The sequence below is a fragment of the Pedobacter rhodius genome, assembly GCF_027213645.1.
Taxonomy (GTDB): domain Bacteria; phylum Bacteroidota; class Bacteroidia; order Sphingobacteriales; family Sphingobacteriaceae; genus Pedobacter; species Pedobacter rhodius.
Genome location: NZ_JAPWGL010000001.1, coordinates 955363 through 977744, shown reverse-complemented (window position 1 = coordinate 977744; position 22382 = coordinate 955363). Strand labels below are relative to the sequence as shown.

Annotated in this window: 15 protein-coding genes; 6 read left to right on the top strand and 9 right to left on the bottom strand. The window is 37.2% G+C overall.

All coding sequences use genetic code 11. From position 1 onward, the window contains the following. Window position 1: 1 nt before the first annotated feature. Genes O0931_RS04255 through O0931_RS04245 form a run of 3 tightly spaced genes read right to left on the bottom strand, consistent with a single transcriptional unit; the run spans window position 2 to window position 3842 of the window. Complete coding sequence (locus tag O0931_RS04255; protein ID WP_269414306.1) at window positions 2–418, bottom strand: hypothetical protein; 417 nt, start codon at window positions 416–418, stop codon at window positions 2–4. Next, window positions 415–1512, bottom strand: a complete 1098-nt coding sequence (locus tag O0931_RS04250) for a DUF928 domain-containing protein (protein WP_269414305.1) — start codon at window positions 1510–1512, stop codon at window positions 415–417. The genes O0931_RS04255 and O0931_RS04250 overlap by 4 nt, the downstream gene beginning before the upstream one ends. Further along, window positions 1509–3842 carry a hypothetical protein gene (locus tag O0931_RS04245; protein WP_269414304.1) on the bottom strand — a complete coding sequence of 778 codons (2334 nt, stop codon included), beginning with the start codon at window positions 3840–3842 and terminating at the stop codon, window positions 1509–1511. Before O0931_RS04245 ends, O0931_RS04250 begins: the two co-directional genes overlap by 4 nt. A 1088-nt stretch (window positions 3843–4930) precedes the next feature. Between O0931_RS04245 and O0931_RS04240 the strand changes: the two genes are divergently transcribed. Continuing rightward, window positions 4931–5935, top strand: coding sequence for an FAD:protein FMN transferase (locus tag O0931_RS04240; RefSeq protein ID WP_269414303.1), 1005 nt, complete (start codon window positions 4931–4933; stop codon window positions 5933–5935). Window positions 5936–6257: 322 nt separating this feature from the next. Here the strand turns inward: O0931_RS04240 and O0931_RS04235 are convergent, their stop codons facing one another. The 3 genes from O0931_RS04235 to O0931_RS04225 are packed head-to-tail and all read right to left on the bottom strand — an operon-like array spanning window position 6258 to window position 10452. Further along, window positions 6258–8444 (bottom strand): PepSY domain-containing protein, encoded by a 2187-nt coding sequence (locus O0931_RS04235; RefSeq protein WP_269414302.1) that lies wholly within the window; start codon window positions 8442–8444, stop codon window positions 6258–6260. Between the two features lie 14 nt (window positions 8445–8458). Next, entirely contained in the window at window positions 8459–8944 is a 486-nt protein-coding gene (locus O0931_RS04230) for a DUF2271 domain-containing protein (RefSeq protein WP_269414301.1), read from the bottom strand. A gap of 2 nt (window positions 8945–8946) precedes the next feature. Next, window positions 8947–10452, bottom strand: a complete 1506-nt coding sequence (locus O0931_RS04225) for an ankyrin repeat domain-containing protein (RefSeq protein ID WP_269414300.1) — start codon at window positions 10450–10452, stop codon at window positions 8947–8949. A 288-nt stretch (window positions 10453–10740) separates the two neighbouring features. On the opposite strand from O0931_RS04225, the gene O0931_RS04220 reads away from it, so the two are divergent. Continuing rightward, window positions 10741–11817, top strand: a complete 1077-nt coding sequence (locus tag O0931_RS04220; RefSeq protein WP_269414299.1) for a fatty acid desaturase family protein — start codon at window positions 10741–10743, stop codon at window positions 11815–11817. 629 nt (window positions 11818–12446) lie between these two features. After that, window positions 12447–13220, top strand: a complete 774-nt coding sequence (locus tag O0931_RS04215) for an HAD-IIA family hydrolase (RefSeq protein WP_269414298.1) — start codon at window positions 12447–12449, stop codon at window positions 13218–13220. Between the two features lie 3 nt (window positions 13221–13223). Here the strand turns inward: O0931_RS04215 and O0931_RS04210 are convergent, their stop codons facing one another. The 3 genes from O0931_RS04210 to O0931_RS04200 form a co-directional block, all read right to left on the bottom strand. After that, a complete protein-coding gene (locus tag O0931_RS04210; protein WP_269414297.1) occupies window positions 13224–15443 on the bottom strand; it encodes a peptidase domain-containing ABC transporter in 2220 nt (739 codons plus the stop codon). Continuing rightward, window positions 15440–16645 (bottom strand): HlyD family secretion protein, encoded by a 1206-nt coding sequence (locus O0931_RS04205; RefSeq protein WP_269414296.1) that lies wholly within the window; start codon window positions 16643–16645, stop codon window positions 15440–15442. The genes O0931_RS04210 and O0931_RS04205 overlap by 4 nt, the downstream gene beginning before the upstream one ends. 154 nt (window positions 16646–16799) lie before the next feature. Beyond that, entirely contained in the window at window positions 16800–17033 is a 234-nt protein-coding gene (locus tag O0931_RS04200; protein WP_269414295.1) for a hypothetical protein, read from the bottom strand. A gap of 316 nt (window positions 17034–17349) precedes the next feature. Between O0931_RS04200 and O0931_RS04195 the strand changes: the two genes are divergently transcribed. The 3 genes from O0931_RS04195 (at window position 17350) to O0931_RS20115 (ending at window position 21954) form a co-directional block, all read left to right on the top strand. Next, complete coding sequence (locus tag O0931_RS04195) at window positions 17350–19434, top strand: AAA family ATPase (RefSeq protein ID WP_269414294.1); 2085 nt, start codon at window positions 17350–17352, stop codon at window positions 19432–19434. A gap of 114 nt (window positions 19435–19548) precedes the next feature. Then, a complete protein-coding gene (locus O0931_RS04190) occupies window positions 19549–20946 on the top strand; it encodes an IS4 family transposase (RefSeq protein WP_269414293.1) in 1398 nt (465 codons plus the stop codon). Window positions 20947–21837: 891 nt separating this feature from the next. Further along, window positions 21838–21954, top strand: coding sequence for a GIY-YIG nuclease family protein (locus tag O0931_RS20115; RefSeq protein ID WP_428982631.1), 117 nt, complete (start codon window positions 21838–21840; stop codon window positions 21952–21954). Window positions 21955–22382: the final 428 nt, after the last annotated feature.

Here is a 22382-nt window from a genome sequence, read left to right as displayed (position 1 = left end):
ATTACTCAAAATTCAATTGATAGGTTTTTTTATTAATAAATTTGTCGTGGTAGGTCAAAGTCCGGTACTTTTCCGTGCCGCCTGCCGGGTTATCGAAAACCAGCAGGTATTCAAAGCAATTTTTAACACCGTTTGCAACCGGTATCACCTGGAGCGGATAGTTTTTTGCGCCATCTTGTATCGTATAAAAACAGCTGTCCATATGGAGTTGCATGTCAACACCCAGATCCTTTTTGTCAGCAAGTTTATCTTTTTCAGGAAAAAGCCTGACCATAAAATTCAGCTGTTCAGGCACATCCGCATCAACTTTTCGAATACATTGTATGGTTAAATCAGCATCTTTCAGTAAAGTCTTCTGCGCTCGTTTGCAACTGCATACCGTAAGTAGGAGTATCAGAAAAACACAATTCCTCATCATTCTAAATCTTTATAAATAAACCTTAAACTTTTAACTGTACCATTTGGCATATGGGCGCTCATGATATAGGAATAACCATCTTTGAAGGAGCTATTCCTGCTGATGTCAAGTCTGATTTTGTTCTGTCCACGCTTTAAAGTAACCCGTGGCAACGAGCGTACTTTTGATTTAACATCAGTAATACAGGTAATTTCGTATTTTAATTTCTGCTCCTGGTAAGAATTTACCACAGCGAACTTAACATAGCCCTCGGCAACGTAATAATTGCCTTTATTTAAATCTTCAATGCTCCTGTAGCCATATTCGCTCTCCACAACATTTGCGATAGAATCTTTACAATTGACGGTAAACTGCCAGATTTCGGAACGGTTAATTACCGTTTGATCTTTATAAGCAGTTACCTGCCAGGCATACTTTTTACCAGGGATTAGCTCTTTTGAAACTGTCGGATAAACGAGGATGTTGGCAACGATTCCTCTTTGGTTAACGATAGGTAAATTATAATTTAAGGCTTCCACTGCATTTTGATTTTCCTTAATCTCCGAAAGCTGCAATTCATAAAGCATTCCGGCTACAGCCGGCATAGAAGGCTGCCAGGTAAGTAAAGGCCTTTTTTCACAAATCTCATCATGATCAAAAGGCTCTATTAAATCCAGGGGAGCCGGAGGCACGATATCATGACTGAAAGTTTGATCTGTTATAATTTCCCCGCTTGATGAAGCTGCAATTATTTCGAAATCGTAATCGTAAAACCCTTGCGGAAAGATAGCATTACGCCTTAAATAATCAGCAATCTTATTGGTAGTTAAAAGTATCCTGGCATTTCTTACCACATTAACTGGAATCCGGTTGGTGCCCTGAATCAATGAAAACACACCGGTTTGTATGGTTAATACCTTACCTGCTTTTGATTCAGATACATTGATATTCAGTTTAACATCATTGCGTGGTAATGTTGAAAATATGGTAACATTCATCAATCCGTTAATGCTTGTTCCATACACTTCAGGAATAAAATTTACGTTAACCTGCCCGATAACTTTCTGAAAGTTACACAGCAACAGCAGCATCAGGATGTATATTGAAATTCTCATTGTTTATCTAAATAATATCGGATTGAAAACTCTGCCCTGCCCGTCGAAAATAAATCCGGATACAATGGATTAATTAAATTTTTTCGCAAATCAACGTAGGCATTAACATCAAAATGCTTTTTAACCATAAGCTGGATGCTCTGTTTAAGCCCCACCTGTTTTGCCACTTGTTCATTATTCAGATAAGTTAAACCACTCGACAGGCTAATGTTCCGGAACAATGAATACTGAAGCGCAACATCTGCATTGAGCATATTACCTAAAAGAGCAGTTCCGCCAAGTTCGCGGTTATAAAATGCGTTACCGTTTAAAGAAAAATCCTTAAATAACAAACTCTGACTATAATTAAGCATCAAGAAATCAGGACTTTGTAAACTGCCGAGATTATTCATTTTTTGCTTTCCTAAAGTGAGGTGAGAAAAACTGTAATGGCCGCCAATTTTATAATTACCGTTAAAATCAGCCTGAATTTTTTGTGAACTGTACATTGCACTGCTGGTTTCAGCTACTTTGTTCACACCGTTTTCAATATATTTAAAATTCAGGGTATAAGATTTTGAGAACCTTATCCTCGAATCAACCTGAACGTTAAAATTCCGCCAATGCGCATTTGTTTCCGCACTGATAGGTGTATTCTTGATATCTGATTTCAGATAAATGGTAAACTTATTTTTAAAAAGGTTTTGTTTTATGGTACCGCCAAAACGCATATTCATATTAGCCAGTCCTTGTTGTCCGGGGTTTTGAAAACCAATACCCGAATAGTTAAAGTAGACATTGCTGCTCAGGCCGGTTTTAACCGCATCTATCTGATGATTAAGCCCTACCGACATGGTTTCCAGAAAATCATCTCTGAAATAATTGCCCATTGTATTGCGATCGATAATCAGACGGTCGGGACTCACCAGCGACAAATTTTTAAGTTGTGTAGCAGATTTCGAAATATCAACGGTCAGTTTCCCCAGATGCTGGATATTAAGGTTTTGAGATAGGGTAAAAACCATATTATTTTTAGGAACCGCAGATGAAAATGCCCCTGAAGATTTGCTGAATTCTTTATCAAATACGCCTGTCCACGAAATTTTCCCCATACCGAACGAAAAATTTGTGGTGGGTACACTCACAAAGCTGTATAGTTTCGGAAAAGAATAAGTACTGTTGGTAAAGTCGAAATCTTTTGGGGCGCCGATATCCTGATTAGAGGCAACACCTAAAGTGACCGGTCCTCTGGCTGTTTTCAAACTAACGTTAACACCGTTTAAAAGTAAATCACGATTCATAAAACTTCCGGGAAGCTTGTGTCCGAAATTACCGGCCTGAAATTCTTTAATTTTTGAATAAAAATGATTTGCCCCTTGAAGTTTGGATTGCTTACTCAATTGGCTGATGAAAAAACTTTGAAGCATTTGCCTGTCGATTTTATTTTCGGCAAAGTTTTGCAGCAAGGTTATTGTTTCCGTATCCAAACCGGCTGCATTAATTTCAGATTTAATGCGCATTACATAATTTGTAATTTCCGAAACAGCACCGTCACGTTCTGATTGTACCATTCCGCTTACCGTATTATTTGCCGAAGTAACCGTTTTTTTTAGCTGTTCCTGTGTGTCATCAAGCAGGTTTTTTAACTTCAGCTTAATTTGTTGCTCATCCATTGCAAGCAGTTCCTTTAAGGCTTGAGGATTATTAATATATGCCTGCAGCCGTGGATAATCGGCGAGCTTACCTTTCAAAAGAAGTTGCAATTGTTTATTTAGCTGTTGCTTTAAAAGTATTTCAGGATTTAATCCGTTAAATCTTCTTTCTTTTAGGTTTTTGAAAGCACCAACTTTCGATTGGTAAAGTTGTTCAAATCCTGGTTTAACAAAGTCAAATTTAAACAGGTTACCTTCCTGAATGTTAAAGTTATTCAGCGGGTTGAAATTATTAACCAGTTCAAGATCAACAGGAAATTTAAATAATTCCAACTGACCGGAAAAGCCTATTCTGTTTATAAAATTTCGTCCTGTACCTGGTTCATCAGTTTTAATGTATTGCGTAGAATTCTCTACCGAAAAATCTTTAAGCGATACATTAGGTTTTTGAATTTGAGCGGTATCTTTTTTAAATAGTTTACCTACAATGGTTTGTCCTACTTTTTCGTCAAAACGAGCCTTTAGGTTTTCTTTTGAAAAACTTTTTTCAACTGCCTTTTTATTTTTATCAATAAGCAATTCAGTTTTCTTCTTTAAACTGTCGGCACTTATATCCTTCCTGCTCAACTGAGCAGATACAGCATAGCTATAAAACAGCAGAATAGTAAGAAAAATGTTTCTCAATTGAATTCCAGTCATGCGTTAATTTTTTCAGCGTAAAAAACAGTATTATTCACACGTTATGGTTAGAATAGTACTATGCATTTATCTGCTTGTTTGTCCGGTGTTTGGTTTACCTTAACCGAAGATGAAAATATTTTAGCTGGATTTAAGGCAAAGAAATGCTGCATTACACCGAAGGATAGATTTGCTTGATGAACGTGCAATATTACATGATGAAAGTTTTACTGCAGACCTGTCCGAAATCTTCAGTTTCTTGATTATTTACTTTTCTTCAATAATTTCCGGCGTCTTTATTTTTCCTGTAAACAAATTAAGCATCATGTTCCAATTTGACTTATGCTTATTCCTAACCAAAAAACGCTAACATATATAGATTCAAAAGCGAATTAACCATAAGTATTTATGCATTATAATATTACCTAAGTTTAATTTTCTTCGATAATTAGACGGGTATTATTCGGACAAATTTGTCATAATTCCGTATGATGTCCGAAGGAAATCCGAAGAAAGTCCGAATATAAAGTATACTATTCCACTTGCGCTCGTCTTTGCCATGCTGGCGCAAGCGTCTCGCTTGTGACGAATCATATATTCGAAAAACTAACTATTTAATCTAATGTCAATTAAAGTTTAAAACCTAAACCTATTACCGTTTAAAGCACAAGCGGGACGCTTGCGCTAGAGTTAGTGAATAAAAAAGCTTGCGCCAGATTGGGGGATGGTGCCGGCAGACGGATGGAGGCTTTTAAATCATTCGCTTTAAGATTCCCGCATACGCGAGAATGACGACTTCTGGAACCCGCTTGCGCTCGTTTCTAACGAGTGCATAATGTAAAGACGATTGAATCGTCAGACCAACTATGAGAAATGATTAAAACCAATCAACTGAGCCATATTTTGTTGTCTGTGGCTTACAGCCCATAAAATTGAAACTTATGTATTATAAAATGAGCTTCCCGCATACGATTGGAAGGAGTACGCTAACATCCCCGCTCTTGAATGCTTCCACCCCGGGGGAAGACGCCGCAGACGGATGGAGGCCCTGTCAACAAAACATCCATACCAATACCAAACAAATCATCATAATACTATCTTTGGGACATATGAAATCTTTCATTTTAATTTGCTTTATTTTATGGTCATGCCATGCCAGTGCCCAGGTACTGCGCAAAAGAACAACCACCTTAATGGGCGGACGATTTGACATTACCCTTGTTGCAGCCACAAAAGAAATTGCAGAAGCAAACATCGATACCGTAATTGCAGAAATTTCCAGGATAGAAAACCTGATATCCGACTGGAAACCAAATACGCAGGTTTCGACCGTTAACCAAAATGCCGGAATTAAACCGATAAAGGTTGATAAGGAATTACTTCTTTTAACCGAAAGAGCAATTAATTTATCGAAAATTACAAACGGCGCATTCGATATCAGCTTTGCTGCTATGGATAAAATCTGGAAGTTTGATGGCTCGATGAAAGAAATGCCATCACCCGAAGCGATAAAAAAATCGGTAGAGAAAGTGGGTTATCAAAACATCATCATCGATAAAAACCAATCTACAATTTTTTTAAAATTAAAAGGGATGAAAATAGGTTTCGGCGCACTTGGCGAAGGTTATGCAGCAGACAGGTGCCGGGCAATGATGCTGGCGAGAGGCATAAAAGCCGGTATTGTGAATGCTTCAGGTGATATGAGTACCTGGGGCAAAAATCCAAATGGTAGAAACTGGGAAATTGGAATAACCAACCCCATGAAAGAAGATACCATATTTGCTGTAGTGCCGATGAAACAAAATGCTATTGTTACGTCTGGCAGTTATCGAAAATTTGTGGAATTTAACGGTAAACGCTACGCACACATTATTAACCCGGCAACGGGTTATCCGGCAACCGGATTAATCAGCGTTACTATTATGGGTCCGAGCGCAGAAATGGCAAATGGTTTAAGTACATCTACGATGGTTTTAGGCGCTGAAGCCGGAAAAAAACTAATTGAAAAATTCCCGGGATACAGTTACCTCATGGTTACCGACCAGGGCGAATTTTTAGTATCGAAGAACAATTCGGTGCTTTCGAAAATAAAGTTACCTAAGCGTATCAAATAACATTAATATAATTACCCCTCGGACCGGGAAAGATTAACACAGCCGATGAAGAATCGGCTTCGTCATGACGATTACGAACGTCTTTTTGATAAGGAACGATGAAGCAATCTATTTTAAAAAGCACTAAATATCTTTTATTAATAAAAGCCCGTTAATCTACTCATGGTTTGTGGCTCGAAGACCATTATATTTAAACTTGTATTACAAATAAGATTCCCGCATGCGCGGGAATGACGACTCGAGGGAATAGTAGTAAATTCCCACTCTTAAACCCTTTCTCCACCGGAGGAAGGTGCCGGCAGGCAGATGGAGGCTAGAGGCCTTAATAACAATCCGTTAAAATCTGGTTCCTGGATTGATAAAAAGATAGCGGATGTCCGGTTTTATCAATACAAATTTTCGCCAATACCATTAAAACATCCTTCTGCATGGAAAGCGATCCACATATCATAACGGTAGCAGATTCAGTGAGTTTTTGGGCAATCACATCCGCATCAACAGCGACCAAATCGCTGACATATTGTTTAACACCTGCTCTCGAATAAGCTACATTGAGTTTGCTTAACTTTGATTCAGCAACTTTACCGGTTAGAAATGCACTAAATGGCTCAAAAGACAAAGTATTTTTAAAGCCACAGTATAGATAACAGGGCACATTGTTTTTATTTTCATCGAGCATCCCTAGAAAGGGTGCGATTCCGGTTCCGTTGGCAATCATAACAACGGCTGAAGATTCCGCAGGAAAATGAAAATGTTCGTTTTTAACCACCCTCGCCCGAAGCGTATCTGCTACCTTTAAAGCATGAAGAAAACCTGAGCCTAATCCATTCTCATGAAGTTTTATGCTTAACTGTATTTTTTCGTCAATAACTCCGATCGAATAAAGACGCTCCCGGTGATCGTTTGCAGGATAAACCGCCAGTAAATCGCCCGATTTTGCTTTCAGCTTCCTGCCGCCTTTCAACTCAATCAAGAAAGTGTCGCCAAATTTCAGGTTCGATTGAACTGAAAAACTTCTCAACTGCCTTGGCTTTTCCTTACCCGGACCGAAAAAATCCTGAAATGAAATAGCCGCTTTTTGCGACCAGGATTCCTGCCATAAGGATAAATCATCGGGAGATTTATCGTTAACCGTATGAACATCAATTAACGGTATTGCCCAGCTTTTTGCAGAGAGTTGATTGTGAACATCAAAAGCAAATTTACAGAAATCAGGATACGACTTCGAACCAAAACCAAGCACTGAATAAGTAATTGGGTTCGGTTGAGGTTTTTCATCAATTAAGGCGAGAAATTTATTGGCATTTGATGGTGGCTCCCCTATCCCATAAGTAGATGTAAAAACCAGGAAATGTTCTGCCTTTGGATAAACAGTATAATCATTCATTGAAGTGATGTATGCTTTTTTACCTCGCTTAATTAACAATTTAAGAACAGCAGAAGCATATCGGTTTGTTGTTCCGTTTTCTGAACCAACCAATAAAATGTAATTACTCTCCTCCTTTTTATACTTGTTTTTTGTGCGGCCGGATATTCTTTTTAAAGTAATTGCAAAACCCGAATATATAAAAAACAATATGCTGAGAGAGGCAGTTCCCAAAATTACCGCCCATACAACACTAGCCCGCCCGGTGTGAATATCCAGGCTTAGGTTGCTCACCAATACCGAAAAGGGATATTTGCTTTCTGCGATTACAACACCTGTAATTTGGTTTAATGCGACTTCCCTATCTTTTAATGTCAAAGTGTAATAATCTTCAACGTCTTCCGAAAATGGGAATTCGACGGTTTGAACTTCTGCTAAATTAGTGCGCTTAAATAAATCGAAATCTTTTAGGTTCTTCTGAGTACCTGATTTAATGTTGTCGAAGTCGACATCAACATTGGTTTTTACCGGTTTAATAATCCCCAAAGTATTTAGGGATAAATAAGTTCCGCTTAAGGCAATTAACAGGATAAAAACAAGCGATAACCGGCCTGCAACGGTATGATAATATTGAGTTGTTCCATCGTTTGGTATTTTAGCCAGAAAACGTCTTATACCACGCTGGCGTTTTATCGTGAGCATAATCCCGGAAAACGCAATTAAAATTAAAAGAAATGCCGTTAAACCAATAAATACCCGACCAGTTTCGTGGAGAAATAAAGAGCGGTGCAAGCTCGTTACCCATTGAAAAAACTCATTTTTCCTGGTGGGCTTACCAACGATTTTGCCTGTCCTGGGGTCGACATAAGCTTTAATATTCGCTCCGGCTTTATCCGTTCCTTCAACTAAAACATATTGGTTACTTTCTACAGAAATTTTTGTAATACCCAGATAATTTTCACGTAAAACCGGAATGGCTTGTGCTAAGGTTAACGCATCAAGATTTTTCGCTGCATAAGGCTTTAGTCGATCGAAAACTGGTTCTGCAGACAGTATTGCACCGGTAAGTGAAGCAAGCAGAAGAAAAAGAAAAGAAGATACGGCCAGTGCTAAGTGGCTGTACCTCCAGAAATGATTCGTCATTATCCTAAATAAAACTAATTAGGGCTAAAACGTACGTATCGTATAAAGCCGGTCCCTTCACTTTTAGCCGCAAGTGCTTCTGTAGTAAGCGGTATTTCCAAATCTTTAACATTATATTTTTGGTCTTCTACCGCACTCTCAAAGCGAAGCTTATACCCTGTATTGATTTTTGATTTATCAATATCGATAATGGAAACCCCTCTGTCGCCACCGGTTAATGAAGCGCCTGTAATCGCGCTTATGTTTGCCGGCTTTTTAGCATTAAACTTATGCCACTCTTTTAAACTATTGTACCATTTTTTATCGGAGCCGAGCACATACAAGGTTTTTTCATATTGCCCCTTAGCATCGATTAATGAAATAACGATATAAGCGCCTTCACCCATATAATTCGTCATCTGAATCATACACTTATATTTTGCGGCCTGAGCATTTGCCTGGTTTGGTTTTAAAAACGCAATTGATGTTACCAGCAGCGCTATCCTGAAGAAGTTAGTCATATTTATTTTAAGAAACTGAGTGAAACATTAGCCTTTGATAGTGATTCATTTTCGCTGGCAAGGTCGAAAGCACTTTCGTCGAAACTGGTTTTGGATTCTTTTTTAGCACCAATAGATAAAAGGTATTTCAATATTGAATCGTCTTTCGAAATCATAGCTGCTTTGTGTAAAGGTGTAATGCCCTCTTTATTTTTAGCATTTACGTCGGCATTAAATTCCTGAAAACGTTTTACAAGCTCAATATCTCCTTTTGCTACAGCCAGGTGGTATACTGTATTTCCGTTTTTTTGTGGTGTAGTAATGTTAAAACCTTTAGCCTGCAACAGGGCTAATTTTTGTTCAAAATCCTGTGTCTTTGAAGACGCACCTGCCGGTCCGGGGCGACCAGTCTCCGGGCGGTAAGCCTGGATCAGATAATAGGCAAGGTTATTTCCATCCCGGTCAACTGCGTTTAGGTTTGCACCTTTTGCAATAAGTAAATTAACAACTGCTGCAGAATTGCTGTTCACAGCCATAGCAAGGGCTGTTAATCCTTTGGCATTTGCCTGGTTAATATTTTTTACCTTTGGTAATAACAAGGCAAACGCGGCCGTATCACGATTCGACATTGCGGCATTCATTAATACCGTATTTCCATCCACATCAGCCTGATTTACATCTACGCCTGTTGCAATAAAATGTTCAATCAAAGCATTCTGACCAGGCCTGCGAACGATGGCATGCAATACATTTCGTCCATCTTTACTTAATACTGTTGGTTTTATTTTCAGGCTTTCTAAATATTCAAAAACCTCCACCGGTGCCGGACCTCTGCGTGAGCCTTCACTCGCCATCAGCATTGCACCATTATCAACCGGAACGCCTTTTGCGATAAGTGATTTTAATACACTAACATTACCCGACTTAGCAGCATAACCGAAAGCATTATGGCCTTCGGCATCTGTACTTTTTAAATCTAATCCTTTTGAGATAAAATAATCCGTGAGTTTTAAGTCTTTATCATTACCGATTGCTAACAACAATAAATTTGCGCCGGCACCATTTTTTTCTGCTTTAAGGCTGGCACCTTTCGCTGCAAATAAATCGTAAACCTTTGTATTTGGCTGACTGGCAGATGCTGCAAAGATTAGAGGACTTGCACCATGACTGTCAATTAAATTCAAATCAGCACCTTTTGATATTAAATAACCTGTTAGCTCATCATTACCACGATAAGCAGCCCAGTGTAAATAAATACGGCCATCATGAGTGAGCTTGCCCACATCGTTTCCGGGTTGAGTTAAAAGATACTTGATGGTTTCATTCGGAGCATCGGCATTAATGGCCAGTACAACCGGGTCAAAGCTCGACTGATTTAACTGAGCCGGGTTGGCACCTTTCGCAATTTCAGCTTTTACGGCATCTACATCAGGTTTGCTTTGCCAAAATGACGATTCCAAAAGGCTATTCTTTTGTGCATGCACAGTAACTGACCATAATAAGGTTATGGCAAATAATAGTTTTTTCATTTTCTGTTTATTAACAAGAACTTTAAAGCGCAGCCAAAATTAATAAGAATTAGTCTAAATAATAACTAAATTCATTTTATTTTCTTCAAAATTTTGTTACTTCCTTCCTGTGCGATAAATAACAATATTTTAAAAAAATAAATATTTTCACTCAAACCCTTTAAAGGGTTTTTTCGTTTATATATTTACAGTCTAAAAAACTGCAGGGAAATTCCCGCAAAAAATAATAAGTTACAGAGCTGCTTAAAACGAAATAGTGGTGAAACAATTTGTTTAACCCACATTTCAATGAAATTAAAAGCAAAATTTCCTGCAGCAGCAGCAGGCCCTTTTTATGCGGAATTACGCAAACGGGTAAACCATCATTTTAAAGAAAATCAGATTTCACCTAATGCAAACTTTAGTATGTGGCTAAAAACCATCATATTTCTTTTGAGTTATGTTATCCTGTATCTTGTTATTCTTATATTCCCGCTCAACTTATTATCGCTTGCCCTGCTAACCATCCTACTTGGAATGACTGCTGCATTTGTTGGTTTTAATATCTGTCATGATGCCATTCACGGCTCGTTTTCAAAGTCGAAAAAAGTAAATAAGATTTTAAGTTTTCTTTTTAACCTGCTCGGTGCAAATCCCTATGTATGGAACATTACGCATAACGTAGTACATCATACCTATACCAATATTGCCGGCCATGATGAAGATATTGAGGTGGCACCAGGCTTAATCAGAATCGCCGCTTCAGACGAATTAAAAAGTTTTCACCGGTTTCAGCAGTGGTATGCCTTCCCGCTTTACGGCTTTGCATCGCTTTCATGGGTATTAAGAAAAGATTATAAAAAATTCTTTCAAACCTCAGTTGGGGCGCACGCAAACAATCACCCAAAAATAGAATACTTTAATCTTTTTTTTTATAAGGCACTGTATTACTTTCTTTTTTTGGTTTTACCAATGCTGGTGATGGATATTGCCTGGTACCAGGTCATTACCGGATTCATCATTCTGCACTTTGCACAGGGCTTTACGATGGGCCTGGTATTTCAACTTGCCCATGTTGTTGAAGGCACCGAATTTCCTTTACCCGATGCAAAAGGCAATATGCAGGAAGCATGGGCTGAACACCAAATGAATACGACGGCTAATTTTGCAACGAACTGCAAATTCTCCGCTTTTTTCCTTGGCGGACTAAACAGACAGATTGAACATCATTTATTCCCTAAAATTTGCCATATCCATTACGGCTGGATTTCAAAAATTGTAAAAACAACAGCTTTAGAATATGGAATTGTATATAATGAGAATAAAACCTTTCCATTAGCTTTACGTTCGCATTTCAATATGCTTAAAAAGATGGGCAGAACTTAATATTTTTAACGTTCATAAAACCGTTTAAAAATTTAGCTAAATAACTTGTTTATGTTTCTCTTTAGCTATAACATCGTTAAATATTTCAAGATAGGCTGGTTATCGCCGCAACATTCACCTTGTTTTGCTCATAAAACTTATCGTTTCCTGATTTTGTATTAAAAATACAAGACCCTTCATATCTATTTTATCAAAATAATCATACAACGACGTAATTAATTATGATTATTAAAATAAATCTTCTATTATTTGTTAAAAAAGTTAAAAATTTCTGAAAAACGACATTAGATTTGGATAGCTTTCAGATTTATGTTATATTTACAATATACAAAAACCATTAAATCAGTAAGTTATGAAAAATTTTTTCTATCTCTTTCTGACGGTTTTGATTTCCACAGTTATCATACTAATAGGTTCTGATTATTATGAACCTGAACTGATATACAGCACTGTGCTATTGGTTTGGGTATTTTATTTGTGGTACCAATCTTACGCCGCCAAAAGAAAATACAGCGAGTAATTTTCCGCCTTCCCGGGAAGAACAATTAACCATTTCATATTAATAAGTGTATAAATAACGATTATATAAATCTTATATTTGGGTTTAACCGTTATTTAGCTTTTTTTTTATGAAACAGGGACTTTTAATTGATATGGACGGCGTGGTTTACAGCGGTGAAGAACTCATCTTCGGTGCAGATAAGTTTATCAATAATTTGATTAAAAACGACATTCCATTTGCCTTTATGACGAATAATAGTCAGCGAACAAGTTTAGAAGTACGTCGAAAATTAAAAGGTTTAGGTATAAAAGTGGAAGATAAACATGTTTATACCAGTGCAATGGCTACCGGTAAATTCCTTAGCGACCAAAGTCCGAATGGTACGGCCTATGTTTTGGGTGAGGGTGGCTTACTTAGCAGTTTGCATGAAAATGGAATTACGCTTGTAAATACCGATCCTGAATTTGTGGTATTGGGCGAAGGCAGAAATTTTACCCTGGAAATGGTTCAGCGTGCCGTGGATATGATATTGGCAGGCGCAAAATTTATAACAACCAATCGCGATCCATCGCCTAAAAAACCGGGATGGAATAATTTAGGAATCGCTGCAACAACCGCAATGATTGAAGAAGCGACCGGTAGAAAAGCATTTGTTACCGGAAAACCAAGTCCGGTTATGATGCGTTCGGCAAGAAAGTTTCTGGGCCTTGAAACCTCTGAAACGACGGTAATCGGCGATACCATGGAAACCGATATTCAGGGTGGTGTACAAATGGGTTACAAAACCATTCTCGTACTGTCAGGCATTTCTACAAAAGACAGATTGAGCCATTATGCTTTTAAACCCGATTTAATTGCAAGTTCTGTTGATGAAATTAAGTTTCCATTGAGTTGGTGGTAACAACTAAACATGCTCCAATAATGGAAATTGTTTGATCCACATTTCTGTATAAATGCCTTTTTGCTTGAGCAATTCTTTATGGGTTCCCTCTTCTATTAACTCGCCCCTTCTTAATACCACAATTTTATCAGCATTAATAACAGTACTTAAACGATGAGCAATTAAAATGATTGTTTTGCCACTCGCCCTTAAAACCGAGACAGCATTGTGTATATATTCTTCAGATGTAGAATCCAAAGAAGAAGTTGCTTCATCAAGAATTAAAATTTCGGGTTCGCGGTATAAAGCCCTCGCTATAGCAAGTCTTTGTCTTTGTCCGCCCGAAAGGCTTGTTGCATTTTCACCTAAATAAGTTTCAAAACCCTGTGGCAAATGCTCTATAAAATCAAGAATATTAAGCTGTCCGCAAATATGAATTATCTTTTTCATATCAGGCTCCATATCTCCTATTGCAATATTATCAATTACGTTGCCTGCAAATAAATGAACATCCTGAGGTACAACTGCAACAAGTTTCCTTAAACTTTCATTGGTTAAATAATTAATATCAAATTCGCCAATTATAATATTACCAGATTGTAAAGGATATATATTTTGGAGCAATGAAAGTAAAGTTGTTTTACCCGAACCACTTTCACCTACTACAGCAGTGATTGCACCTTTTTTTATTTTGAGGCTAAAATCTTCAAATACAGTTACCCTGGTGCCATACCTGAAATTTACATTTTTAAATTCGATATCTCCAATCATGTCAGGAAGAAGTTCAGTTTTGTTTTCAGTCTTTTCTCGTTCCAAATCCATGATTTCAAAAAGTCTGTCTGCAGCAATCCTGGCATCCTGAAAAATTTTATTCATTCCAATTAAACCAATTACCGGGCCTGTAAAATAACCAATAATAGCATAAAATGATAAAAGTTCTCCAGGTGTTATTAAATTTTGGATTACAAAAGTTGCGCCCGCCCAAAGCAAAATGACAGCAAAAATACTCGAAACAAAGCTGCTTGCATTTCCGATTAAAAGTGAGTTAGTTCCTGAAGTATAAACTGTTTTCAACAAATCGATAAAACGAATTTCCGTTTTCAGATTTGAAAAATTTTCCAGGCCAAATCGTTTTATAGTACTAACAGAATTTACAGATTCTACAAGCTGGTTTTCCAGATCGGCACTTTTCTCCATTAACTTACGTTGTGTACTGCGATTTAATTTGTTGGAAAAGTAATAAATTATTGCATACAAAGGAATAACCGTTAACATAATCAACGCCAGTTTCCAGTAATAAGTAAACATTAATACAAATGAAAATATCAGAATAAAAACATTAACCGAAAAACCTATTAAAACATCGTTTATAAAAGCTCTTATTTTAACGGCATCATTCATTCTAGAAATAATTTCGCCGACACGCATCGTATCAAAAAATTGTTGCGGAAGTTTTAAAAGATGCTTATAATAGCCCAAAATAAGCCTTGCATCAATTTGTTGACCGGTTTTTATGGTTAGTAATGTTTTTGCGTAATTGATAAAAATTTGAAGTAAAATAATAATTATCATCACCGTTCCCATCAAATTCAACAAATTTGTATTCCCTTCTGGTAGCACATTATCTACAATTTTTTGAAGGAAGATTGAAGTTGATAAGCCTAGGATTGTGTAAAAAACAGCGCCAATTAATACTTGAATCAATATCGATTTATGAGGCATTAAAAGATAGATGAATCTCTTTTCCAAAGATATTCGCTCTGTTCCAGCGGTAAAATCATCGCCCGGAAGCAACATTAGTAAAACACCACTCCACTTTTGCCTGAATTCGTTATGAGAAATCTGCTTCATTTCTCCATAAGCAGGATCCATTATTTCAATATAATCGGAATGAATAGCATATATAACAACATAATGCGGCACATTATTTTGTATAACATGCGCAATAACAGGTAATGGAATACCAAAAAGATTTTCATAATCAGCTTTAACACCTTTTGCCGAAAAACCTAACCTGGTTGCGGCCTCAATTAATCCTAAAACATTTGTACCCTTTTTATCTGTAGATGCATACTGCCTTATTCTGGCAATTGGTAAATCGAGACCATAATGAATACCTATTGAAGCCAAACAAGCTGCGCCACAATCGGTTATATCGTGTTGTTTAATTATCGTTCTTTTAGCTTTTTTATTTGCTTTAAATTTTGCTAAAATATCACCAAAGAAGTTGCGCTCAGATTTCATAATTTACTCAAAGTTGTTTCTTTAGTTTTCGGAATAACATTTGGATTTAGCCAATCATCGGCCTTATCGTACAGGAGCTGGAACAAAGTTCTGCGGGTTACAAAAAATCTGGCTTGTAAGGTCATGCCTTTCTTTATTTTACCAATGTAGCCGTTTTTAAGATTCAGGCTATTCTTATCTAACAAACAACGGACTTTAAAAAATGGCTGAGCGTCATTCTGCATAAAAATATCGCTTGATATAGAAATGATTTTTCCTGTTGCCATCCCCCACTCATTGTAATTATAAGCATCGATTTGAAATCTTGCCTTGGTTCCAATCTTTAATAAGCCGATGTCTTTAGGTGCCACATAGGTTTCGGCAATCAATCCCGAATCAGGAGAAATTTCTCCTAAAATTTCATTTGCCGAAATTGAACTCCCAGGTTGAATCCCCTTAAGTTCCTGAACAGTTCCGGTTAATGGTGCTCTTATGGTGTAAAATTCTTTTTCTTCATTATATTGCTTATCTTTTGTATCAAGCTGTTGATTTTGAATACTTAACTGGTTAAGTTCTGTTTGCCATTTACTGCCCTGTTCTTCTCCAATTAAAGAAAGTTCATTAAATACATTATCTTTTTTTAATTTAACCTCATCATATTCCAGTGCAGAAACAGCTTTTTTTTTATACAAATAAGCATAACGGTCAAAATTCTTTAAAGCAAGCTGGTATCTGGCTTTTGCTTCGGTAACCCTCTGCATAAATAAACTATATTGCTGACCATAAACGCCTGATTTTAAAGGTAATTTCTGTGCCCAATCATTTCTTCGGTAGGCATTTATAAGCAAACCCAAATCAAATAACTGGTCTTCAACATCAGTTTGTTGAAATTGATTTAAAGCGTCCTGACTTTCTATATTTTCTTTTCGTATGGTAAGAAGCACCTGCCCAGCCTTTACATGCATATTCTCTTTAATGAATAACGAATCTACTCTGCCTGCAATTAATGGTTTGATTTCGTTACGCTCTGCAGTTGGCCTAAACAAGCCAGCACTTTTAACATTCACATCTACCCTAATTATAAACATGGAAATAAATGCTAAAACAAGTGTACCCAGAAGCACCTGGTATATTATTTTTGTGTTCGAGTTATGTGAATGAAAATGGTATTCTGCTGTATTTTCGATAACTTCTTTCGGAAATATGTATTTTTCGCTATCCATATCTAAAATTATATACGAAAATAAGACCATTTGGTTTTGCAAAAACAAAAGAACAAAATTGTCATTCCTTTAATTTAGAACGTTTATGCATTAGTTTTAGCAAAAAAGACCCGATAAATCGGGTCTTTTTTATAATTGGAATTTAAAATTCGAATTAGCCAGTAATACTTTGGAACAAACCTTGAAGGCTTCCACCAATATTATTACCTAAAGAGAATGAGGTTTTACTCGATTCATCTCCATCTTGTGTTTCATTAGAAAAAGATAATAAATTACCAATTCCAATTGAACCTAATAATCCGCCTGAACTAGCTGAATCATTACCACCTAATAAACCACCACCGTTGATTTCTTTCATTTCGTTTAAATTTAACTCTTGAAGTTTCATAACGTTTTCTAATTTTAATAATGCCTACTCTATTTGAGGTTTTCGGCTACTCCTTTTATAATTCACCACTTGCGTAGTGTTAGTATAGAAACGAAAGTAATTCGGTTTAAGTTTTCACAATAACCTCATTAACAACCACTAAAAAGAATAAGTTAAACCCTTAAGTTGTTCTTTATTATATAATATTTTTAAATTGAAACCGTTTCGCGAGGCATCTACAAATAGATACTAACATTTTTAGTAACATTTAAAAAATCGTTGTATTTTTGAAATGGAATCACCTTAAGGTGCTTTTCAACTCTTTAAAAAATATACTTTGGCCCACGAACATCAGCTTATTCTCGATTTCCTTAAATCTACCAATCAATCTATTTTTCTTACCGGAAAAGCAGGAACAGGCAAGACAACTTTGTTGCGGCACATCAGGGAAACAACAAAAAAAAACTATGCTGTTGTTGCGCCAACTGCTGTAGCCGCTATAAATGCAGGAGGCGTTACGCTTCACTCCTTCTTCCAGATTCCGTTTGGGCCACTTATTCCAAATCATTTAGCAGAGCCGATTAAATATTCATCAGAGAAAATTAAGTTATTAAAGTGCCTTGAGCTTTTAATTGTGGATGAAATCAGTATGGTTCGGGCAGATATACTGGATTTTATTGATGACGCACTAAAAAATGTAAAATCATCACAATTGCCTTTTGGTGGTGTTCAGGTTTTAATGATTGGCGATTTGTACCAGCTTTCGCCAATTGCTCATGACGCCTGGCACATTTTAAAAACTTACTACAATAGTCCTTATTTTTTCGACAGCCTGGTTATTCGTTCAAATCCGCTTACAACTTTCCAGCTCGATAAAGTTTACAGGCAATCGGATCCGACATTCCTGGAAATTTTGAATGGGATCAGAGAAAATAATCTCTCAGCAGAATTATTGCTCGAATTAAATAAGCGTAATGAAGTTAGTTTGGCTGAGATTCAAAAAGAAGATTACATCACTTTAACCACGCACAATAATCTGGTTACCCAAATTAACCAGGAATATTTAGAAAAGCTGGATGGTGAACTTCATCAGTTTGGTGCCAAAATTACCGGCGATTTCCCTAAAGATGCTTATCCCGTTGATGAGGTGTTAGAATTAAAAGTTGGGGCAAGAGTGATGTTCCTTAAAAATGATTCATCGGGCAAAAAGCTTTATTATAACGGTAAAGCAGGGGTGATTACGGAAATAAAAAACGAGGGTATTAAGGTAAAATTTAGCGATGATCATACAGAATTAGCGGTTGAACGGGAAGAATGGCAAAACATTAAATACAACTTAAATCCTTCAGATAATAAAATTACGGAAGTAAACACCGGTTCATTTTCGCAATATCCGTTTAAATTAGCCTGGGCAATAACGGTTCATAAAAGCCAGGGCCTAACATTTGATAATGCCATTGTAGATGTGAGTTCATCTTTTACGCACGGCCAGGCCTATGTTGCGTTAAGTCGCTGCAGAAGCCTGGAAGGTTTAATTTTGAAATCGCCCATTACAGCAGAGAATGTAATTACAGATGAACGGGTGATCCGGTTTACAAAAGATGCCGTTGTTTCAAAACCGGATGCAGCTGCTTTAGCAAATGCCTCGAAAAATTACGAATGGACTTTGATTCATGATTTACTTGATTTTACGGCCATACAGAAAAACTGGCTCGTGTTAAAGAAATCGAGTTTCGGTAACAATCCCGGAAACACGGCGTTCCATGAAATTGTTGATAAAATAACCAAAGTTTTGGAAGATGAAATTATTGGTATTGCAGGCAGATTTATTAAAAAAGAATTTACGGGTTTATCAAAAACCAAAGCTGTAAAAGATGAGGCTGAATTTATCGACCGGCTAAGCAAGGCCTCAAAATACTTCATTCCAAAACTTGAAATGGTATTAAACGAGGCAGATAAATTCAATGAGTTGAACGTTTACATTGATGAAAAATCAGAAAAGATATTGAACCGGATAAGTGATTTAATAAATGATTTAGCCCTAAAACTATCCTTACTCAAATTATCCTGGGCAGAATTTAACATCAACGAATACACAAAAGCTTATCATAAAGCAGGCAGCAGATACGAGCCGGTACAAACCGGCAGGAAACCAAAGGTTGTTATTGATCCGAAAGAAATTTCCAACCTACAATTATTCAATGAACTTTTAAGAATAAGAAAAATCATCAGTGAGAAAAGGAATGTTCCGGAACATAAGGTACTTTCTGAACAGGCAATTCTTCTAATTGCTACAAAATTACCTAAAACGACCGATCAGCTTGCCGCGATAAAAGGTGTCGGTATTGGAAATGCAGTAGAAATAGGTAGCGAAATTTTAAAATCGGTTAATGGTTACCTGGGAACGAGTGAGCTTTTTTAAAAAGACTTCATTGCCCTGTCTTGCGCTCAGACCGTCTTTCCCAATTCGATCCGTCTTCCCGCGCCTGTCTACTGTAGCTACCATTAGGACACAAATAAAGAATATCTTTGAAGAATGGAGCGTATAGTACATAAACCGGATTTTGATGGTCTTTTGGGTGATAAACGGTTAGAGCGCCGAGCCGAGCTGATATCTTCATCGCTGCTTCAAAGCAGAAGCTCCGTCATTCATTCCGCTACAAAAAACGAAGCAGAGCAGAAAGGTTTTTATCGTTTTTTGTGTAATGAATCAGTTAACGAGTCGGATTTAATTAGGGAAATGATACAGCGTTGTGCTAGAAACACTGTAGGTAAAGATGTATTGGTCATTCAGGACAGCAGTTCTTTCGGTTTAAGTAAGAATGCCAATAACATTAAGCCCTCAAGCGGCCTGGGTTTAGTTGGAAATAAAACAGGCTTAGGGTTTCTTTCTCATGTGAGTTTGGTACTCGATGCCAGCAGTGAAGCTATATTAGGCTTTTGTGACCTCCAGTTATGGCATCGTACAAAAGACAAGTCAAATAATACCACCAAGGTTTATAAAAGAGAACCGCTGGAAGAAAAGGAATCTTTCAAATGGATTAAAGCGGGTAATAAAGCCAAAGCTATTTTATCAGAAGCGAGCCATATCACTATTATTCAGGATAGAGAGGGAGATATCTATGAGCAGTTCTGCCTAATCCCGGATTATCGTACCAGTTTGATCATTCGCAGCAGGGATAACCGAAGATTGGCCGATGGTTCCAGATTACATTCGGTATTAAAGGAGTCCCCGGTACTGGGCGAATACTTACTAACCTTACCGGCCGACCTGCGTAAAGATAAAACCAAAAGAACTGCAGAAATGGAGGTGAGGTGTCAAAAGGTAAGCATTAAAAAGCCAACCAACGGTGTTGGCAAAGAGATAGCTGAAGAAAAAGAACTATACGTCATAGAGGCAAGGGAAAAGAACAATGATGCTAAAGATAGCGTATGCTGGAGACTGTTAACAGATCAGCCTACCTTAAGTTTAGAGGAAGCCCTGAATATAATCTACCGCTACACACAGCGATGGTATATAGAGCAGTTGTTTCGGATACTAAAGAAACAGGGTTTTCAGATAGAGGAGAGTCAGTTAGAAACAGGATGGGCAATCAGAAAACTATTTTTGATGGTGTTAAATGCGGCATTGAGGGTAATGCAGCTTTATTTGGCTTATGGAAAAGAAGATTGTCAGGAACTTAGTGAAGTGTTTGATGAGCAGGAAATTAACTGTCTGGAAGCCATTGAAAAAAATCATTTGCCTAAAACAATCAAAACAAGTAATCCATACCCAAAAAATAAACTCTCCTGGGCAAGCTGGATTATCGCAAGACTTGGGGGGTGGAAGGGAAATGTTAAATCACAGCCAGCGGGTCCTATCATCATAAAAAGAGGATTAGATAAATTTGAGGATATCTTTCAAGGATGGAAACTCGCCGCGTTTAAAACTTAAGATGTGTCCTAATGGTAGCTACTGTAGGCAGGCAGGTGGAAATCCTAATACGCAATACAGATATAACCACTGCTTTAAGATTTCCTTTCGAGCAGGGAATGACGACTTGTGGAGACTTTACTTGTTGAGCAATCATGTAATTTTTTCATAGTCCTCTTTGATCTCAAACCGTCTTTTCCGCGAAGGCGGAAATCTTAATGCATAATACCTGAAGATAAAAACCTATCGCTTTAAGATTCCCTGTCGAGCAGGGAATGACGACTTATGGAGACTTCACTTACTAAGCAATCAAATAATTCTTCTTCATAAGTCGTCTTTGCTTTCAAGCCGTCTTTCCCGCGAAGGCGGGAATCTTAATGCATAATACCTGAAGATAAAAACCCATCGCTTTAAGATTCCCTGTCGAGCAGGGAATGACGACTTATGGAGACTTTACTAGTTGAGCAATCAAATTAATTCTTCTTCATAAGTCGTCTTTGCTTTCAAGCCGTCTTTCCCGCGAAGGCGGAAATCTTAATGCATAATACCTGAAGATAAAAACCCACTGCTTTAAGATTCCCTGTCGAGCAGGGAATGACGACTTATGGAGACTTTTCTTGTTGAGCAATCAAATAATTCTTCTTCATAAGTCGTCTTTGCTTTCAAGCCGTCTTTCCCGCGAAGACGGGAATCTTAATGCATAATACCTGAAGATAAAAACCCATCGCTTTAAGATCCCCTTTCGAGCAGGGAATGACGACTTATGGAGACTTTTCTTGTTGAGCAATCAAATTAATTCTTCTTCATAAGTCGTCTTTGCTCTCAAGCCGTCTTTTCCGCGAAGGCGGAAATCTCCCTAAAAAGCCTATCAATTCATACTTGAATTTTGAAAAGAATATCTAGATTTATTTCATGGAAAGAGGTGGTTGTATTTACATTATGACAAATTCATATAACACTGTTTATTACATTGGTGTTACCTCAGATTTGTATACAAGAGTAATTGAACATAAACAAAAAAATATCTGAATTCCTTCACAGCTAAATACAATTGTAAAAAATTGGTTTACTTTAAATTCTTTCCAAATATAGAGGAGGCGATTGCAGAAGAAAAAAGAATAAAAAAATGGAATAGAGCTTGGAAAATTAAATTAATCAGTGAACTAAACCCTGATTGGCTTGACTTATTTAATGAGGATTTATAGTAGTATAATTTTCTAATTATCTTTTTATATACTTCATCACTAATAACTACCGCTTTAAGATTCCCTGTCGAGCAGGGAGTGACGACTTATTGAGACATGCAACTCAATACTCAAATGCTCTTTCCACCTCAAACCGTCTTTTCCGCGAAGGCGGAAATCTTAATGCAAAATACCTGAAGATAAAAACCCACTGCTTTAAGATTCCCTGTCGAGCAGGGAATGACGACTTATGGAGACTTCACTTACTAAGCA

Excerpts from the sequence above, each read along its gene's own strand:
- O0931_RS04255 (WP_269414306.1), bottom strand. The coding sequence starts at position 418 with ATGATGAGGAATTGTGTTTTTCTGATACTCCTACTTACGGTATGCAGT.
- O0931_RS04250 (WP_269414305.1), bottom strand. The coding sequence starts at position 1,512 with ATGAGAATTTCAATATACATCCTGATGCTGCTGTTGCTGTGTAACTTT.
- O0931_RS04245 (WP_269414304.1), bottom strand. The coding sequence starts at position 3,842 with ATGACTGGAATTCAATTGAGAAACATTTTTCTTACTATTCTGCTGTTT.
- O0931_RS04240 (WP_269414303.1), top strand. The coding sequence starts at position 4,931 with ATGAAATCTTTCATTTTAATTTGCTTTATTTTATGGTCATGCCATGCC.
- O0931_RS04235 (WP_269414302.1), bottom strand. The coding sequence starts at position 8,444 with ATGACGAATCATTTCTGGAGGTACAGCCACTTAGCACTGGCCGTATCT.
- O0931_RS04230 (WP_269414301.1), bottom strand. The coding sequence starts at position 8,944 with ATGACTAACTTCTTCAGGATAGCGCTGCTGGTAACATCAATTGCGTTT.
- O0931_RS04225 (WP_269414300.1), bottom strand. The coding sequence starts at position 10,452 with ATGAAAAAACTATTATTTGCCATAACCTTATTATGGTCAGTTACTGTG.
- O0931_RS04220 (WP_269414299.1), top strand. The coding sequence starts at position 10,741 with ATGAAATTAAAAGCAAAATTTCCTGCAGCAGCAGCAGGCCCTTTTTAT.
- O0931_RS04215 (WP_269414298.1), top strand. The coding sequence starts at position 12,447 with ATGAAACAGGGACTTTTAATTGATATGGACGGCGTGGTTTACAGCGGT.
- O0931_RS04210 (WP_269414297.1), bottom strand. The coding sequence starts at position 15,443 with ATGAAATCTGAGCGCAACTTCTTTGGTGATATTTTAGCAAAATTTAAA.
- O0931_RS04205 (WP_269414296.1), bottom strand. The coding sequence starts at position 16,645 with ATGGATAGCGAAAAATACATATTTCCGAAAGAAGTTATCGAAAATACA.
- O0931_RS04200 (WP_269414295.1), bottom strand. The coding sequence starts at position 17,033 with ATGAAACTTCAAGAGTTAAATTTAAACGAAATGAAAGAAATCAACGGT.
- O0931_RS04190 (WP_269414293.1), top strand. The coding sequence starts at position 19,549 with ATGGAGCGTATAGTACATAAACCGGATTTTGATGGTCTTTTGGGTGAT.
- O0931_RS20115 (WP_428982631.1), top strand. The coding sequence starts at position 21,838 with ATGGAAAGAGGTGGTTGTATTTACATTATGACAAATTCATATAACACT.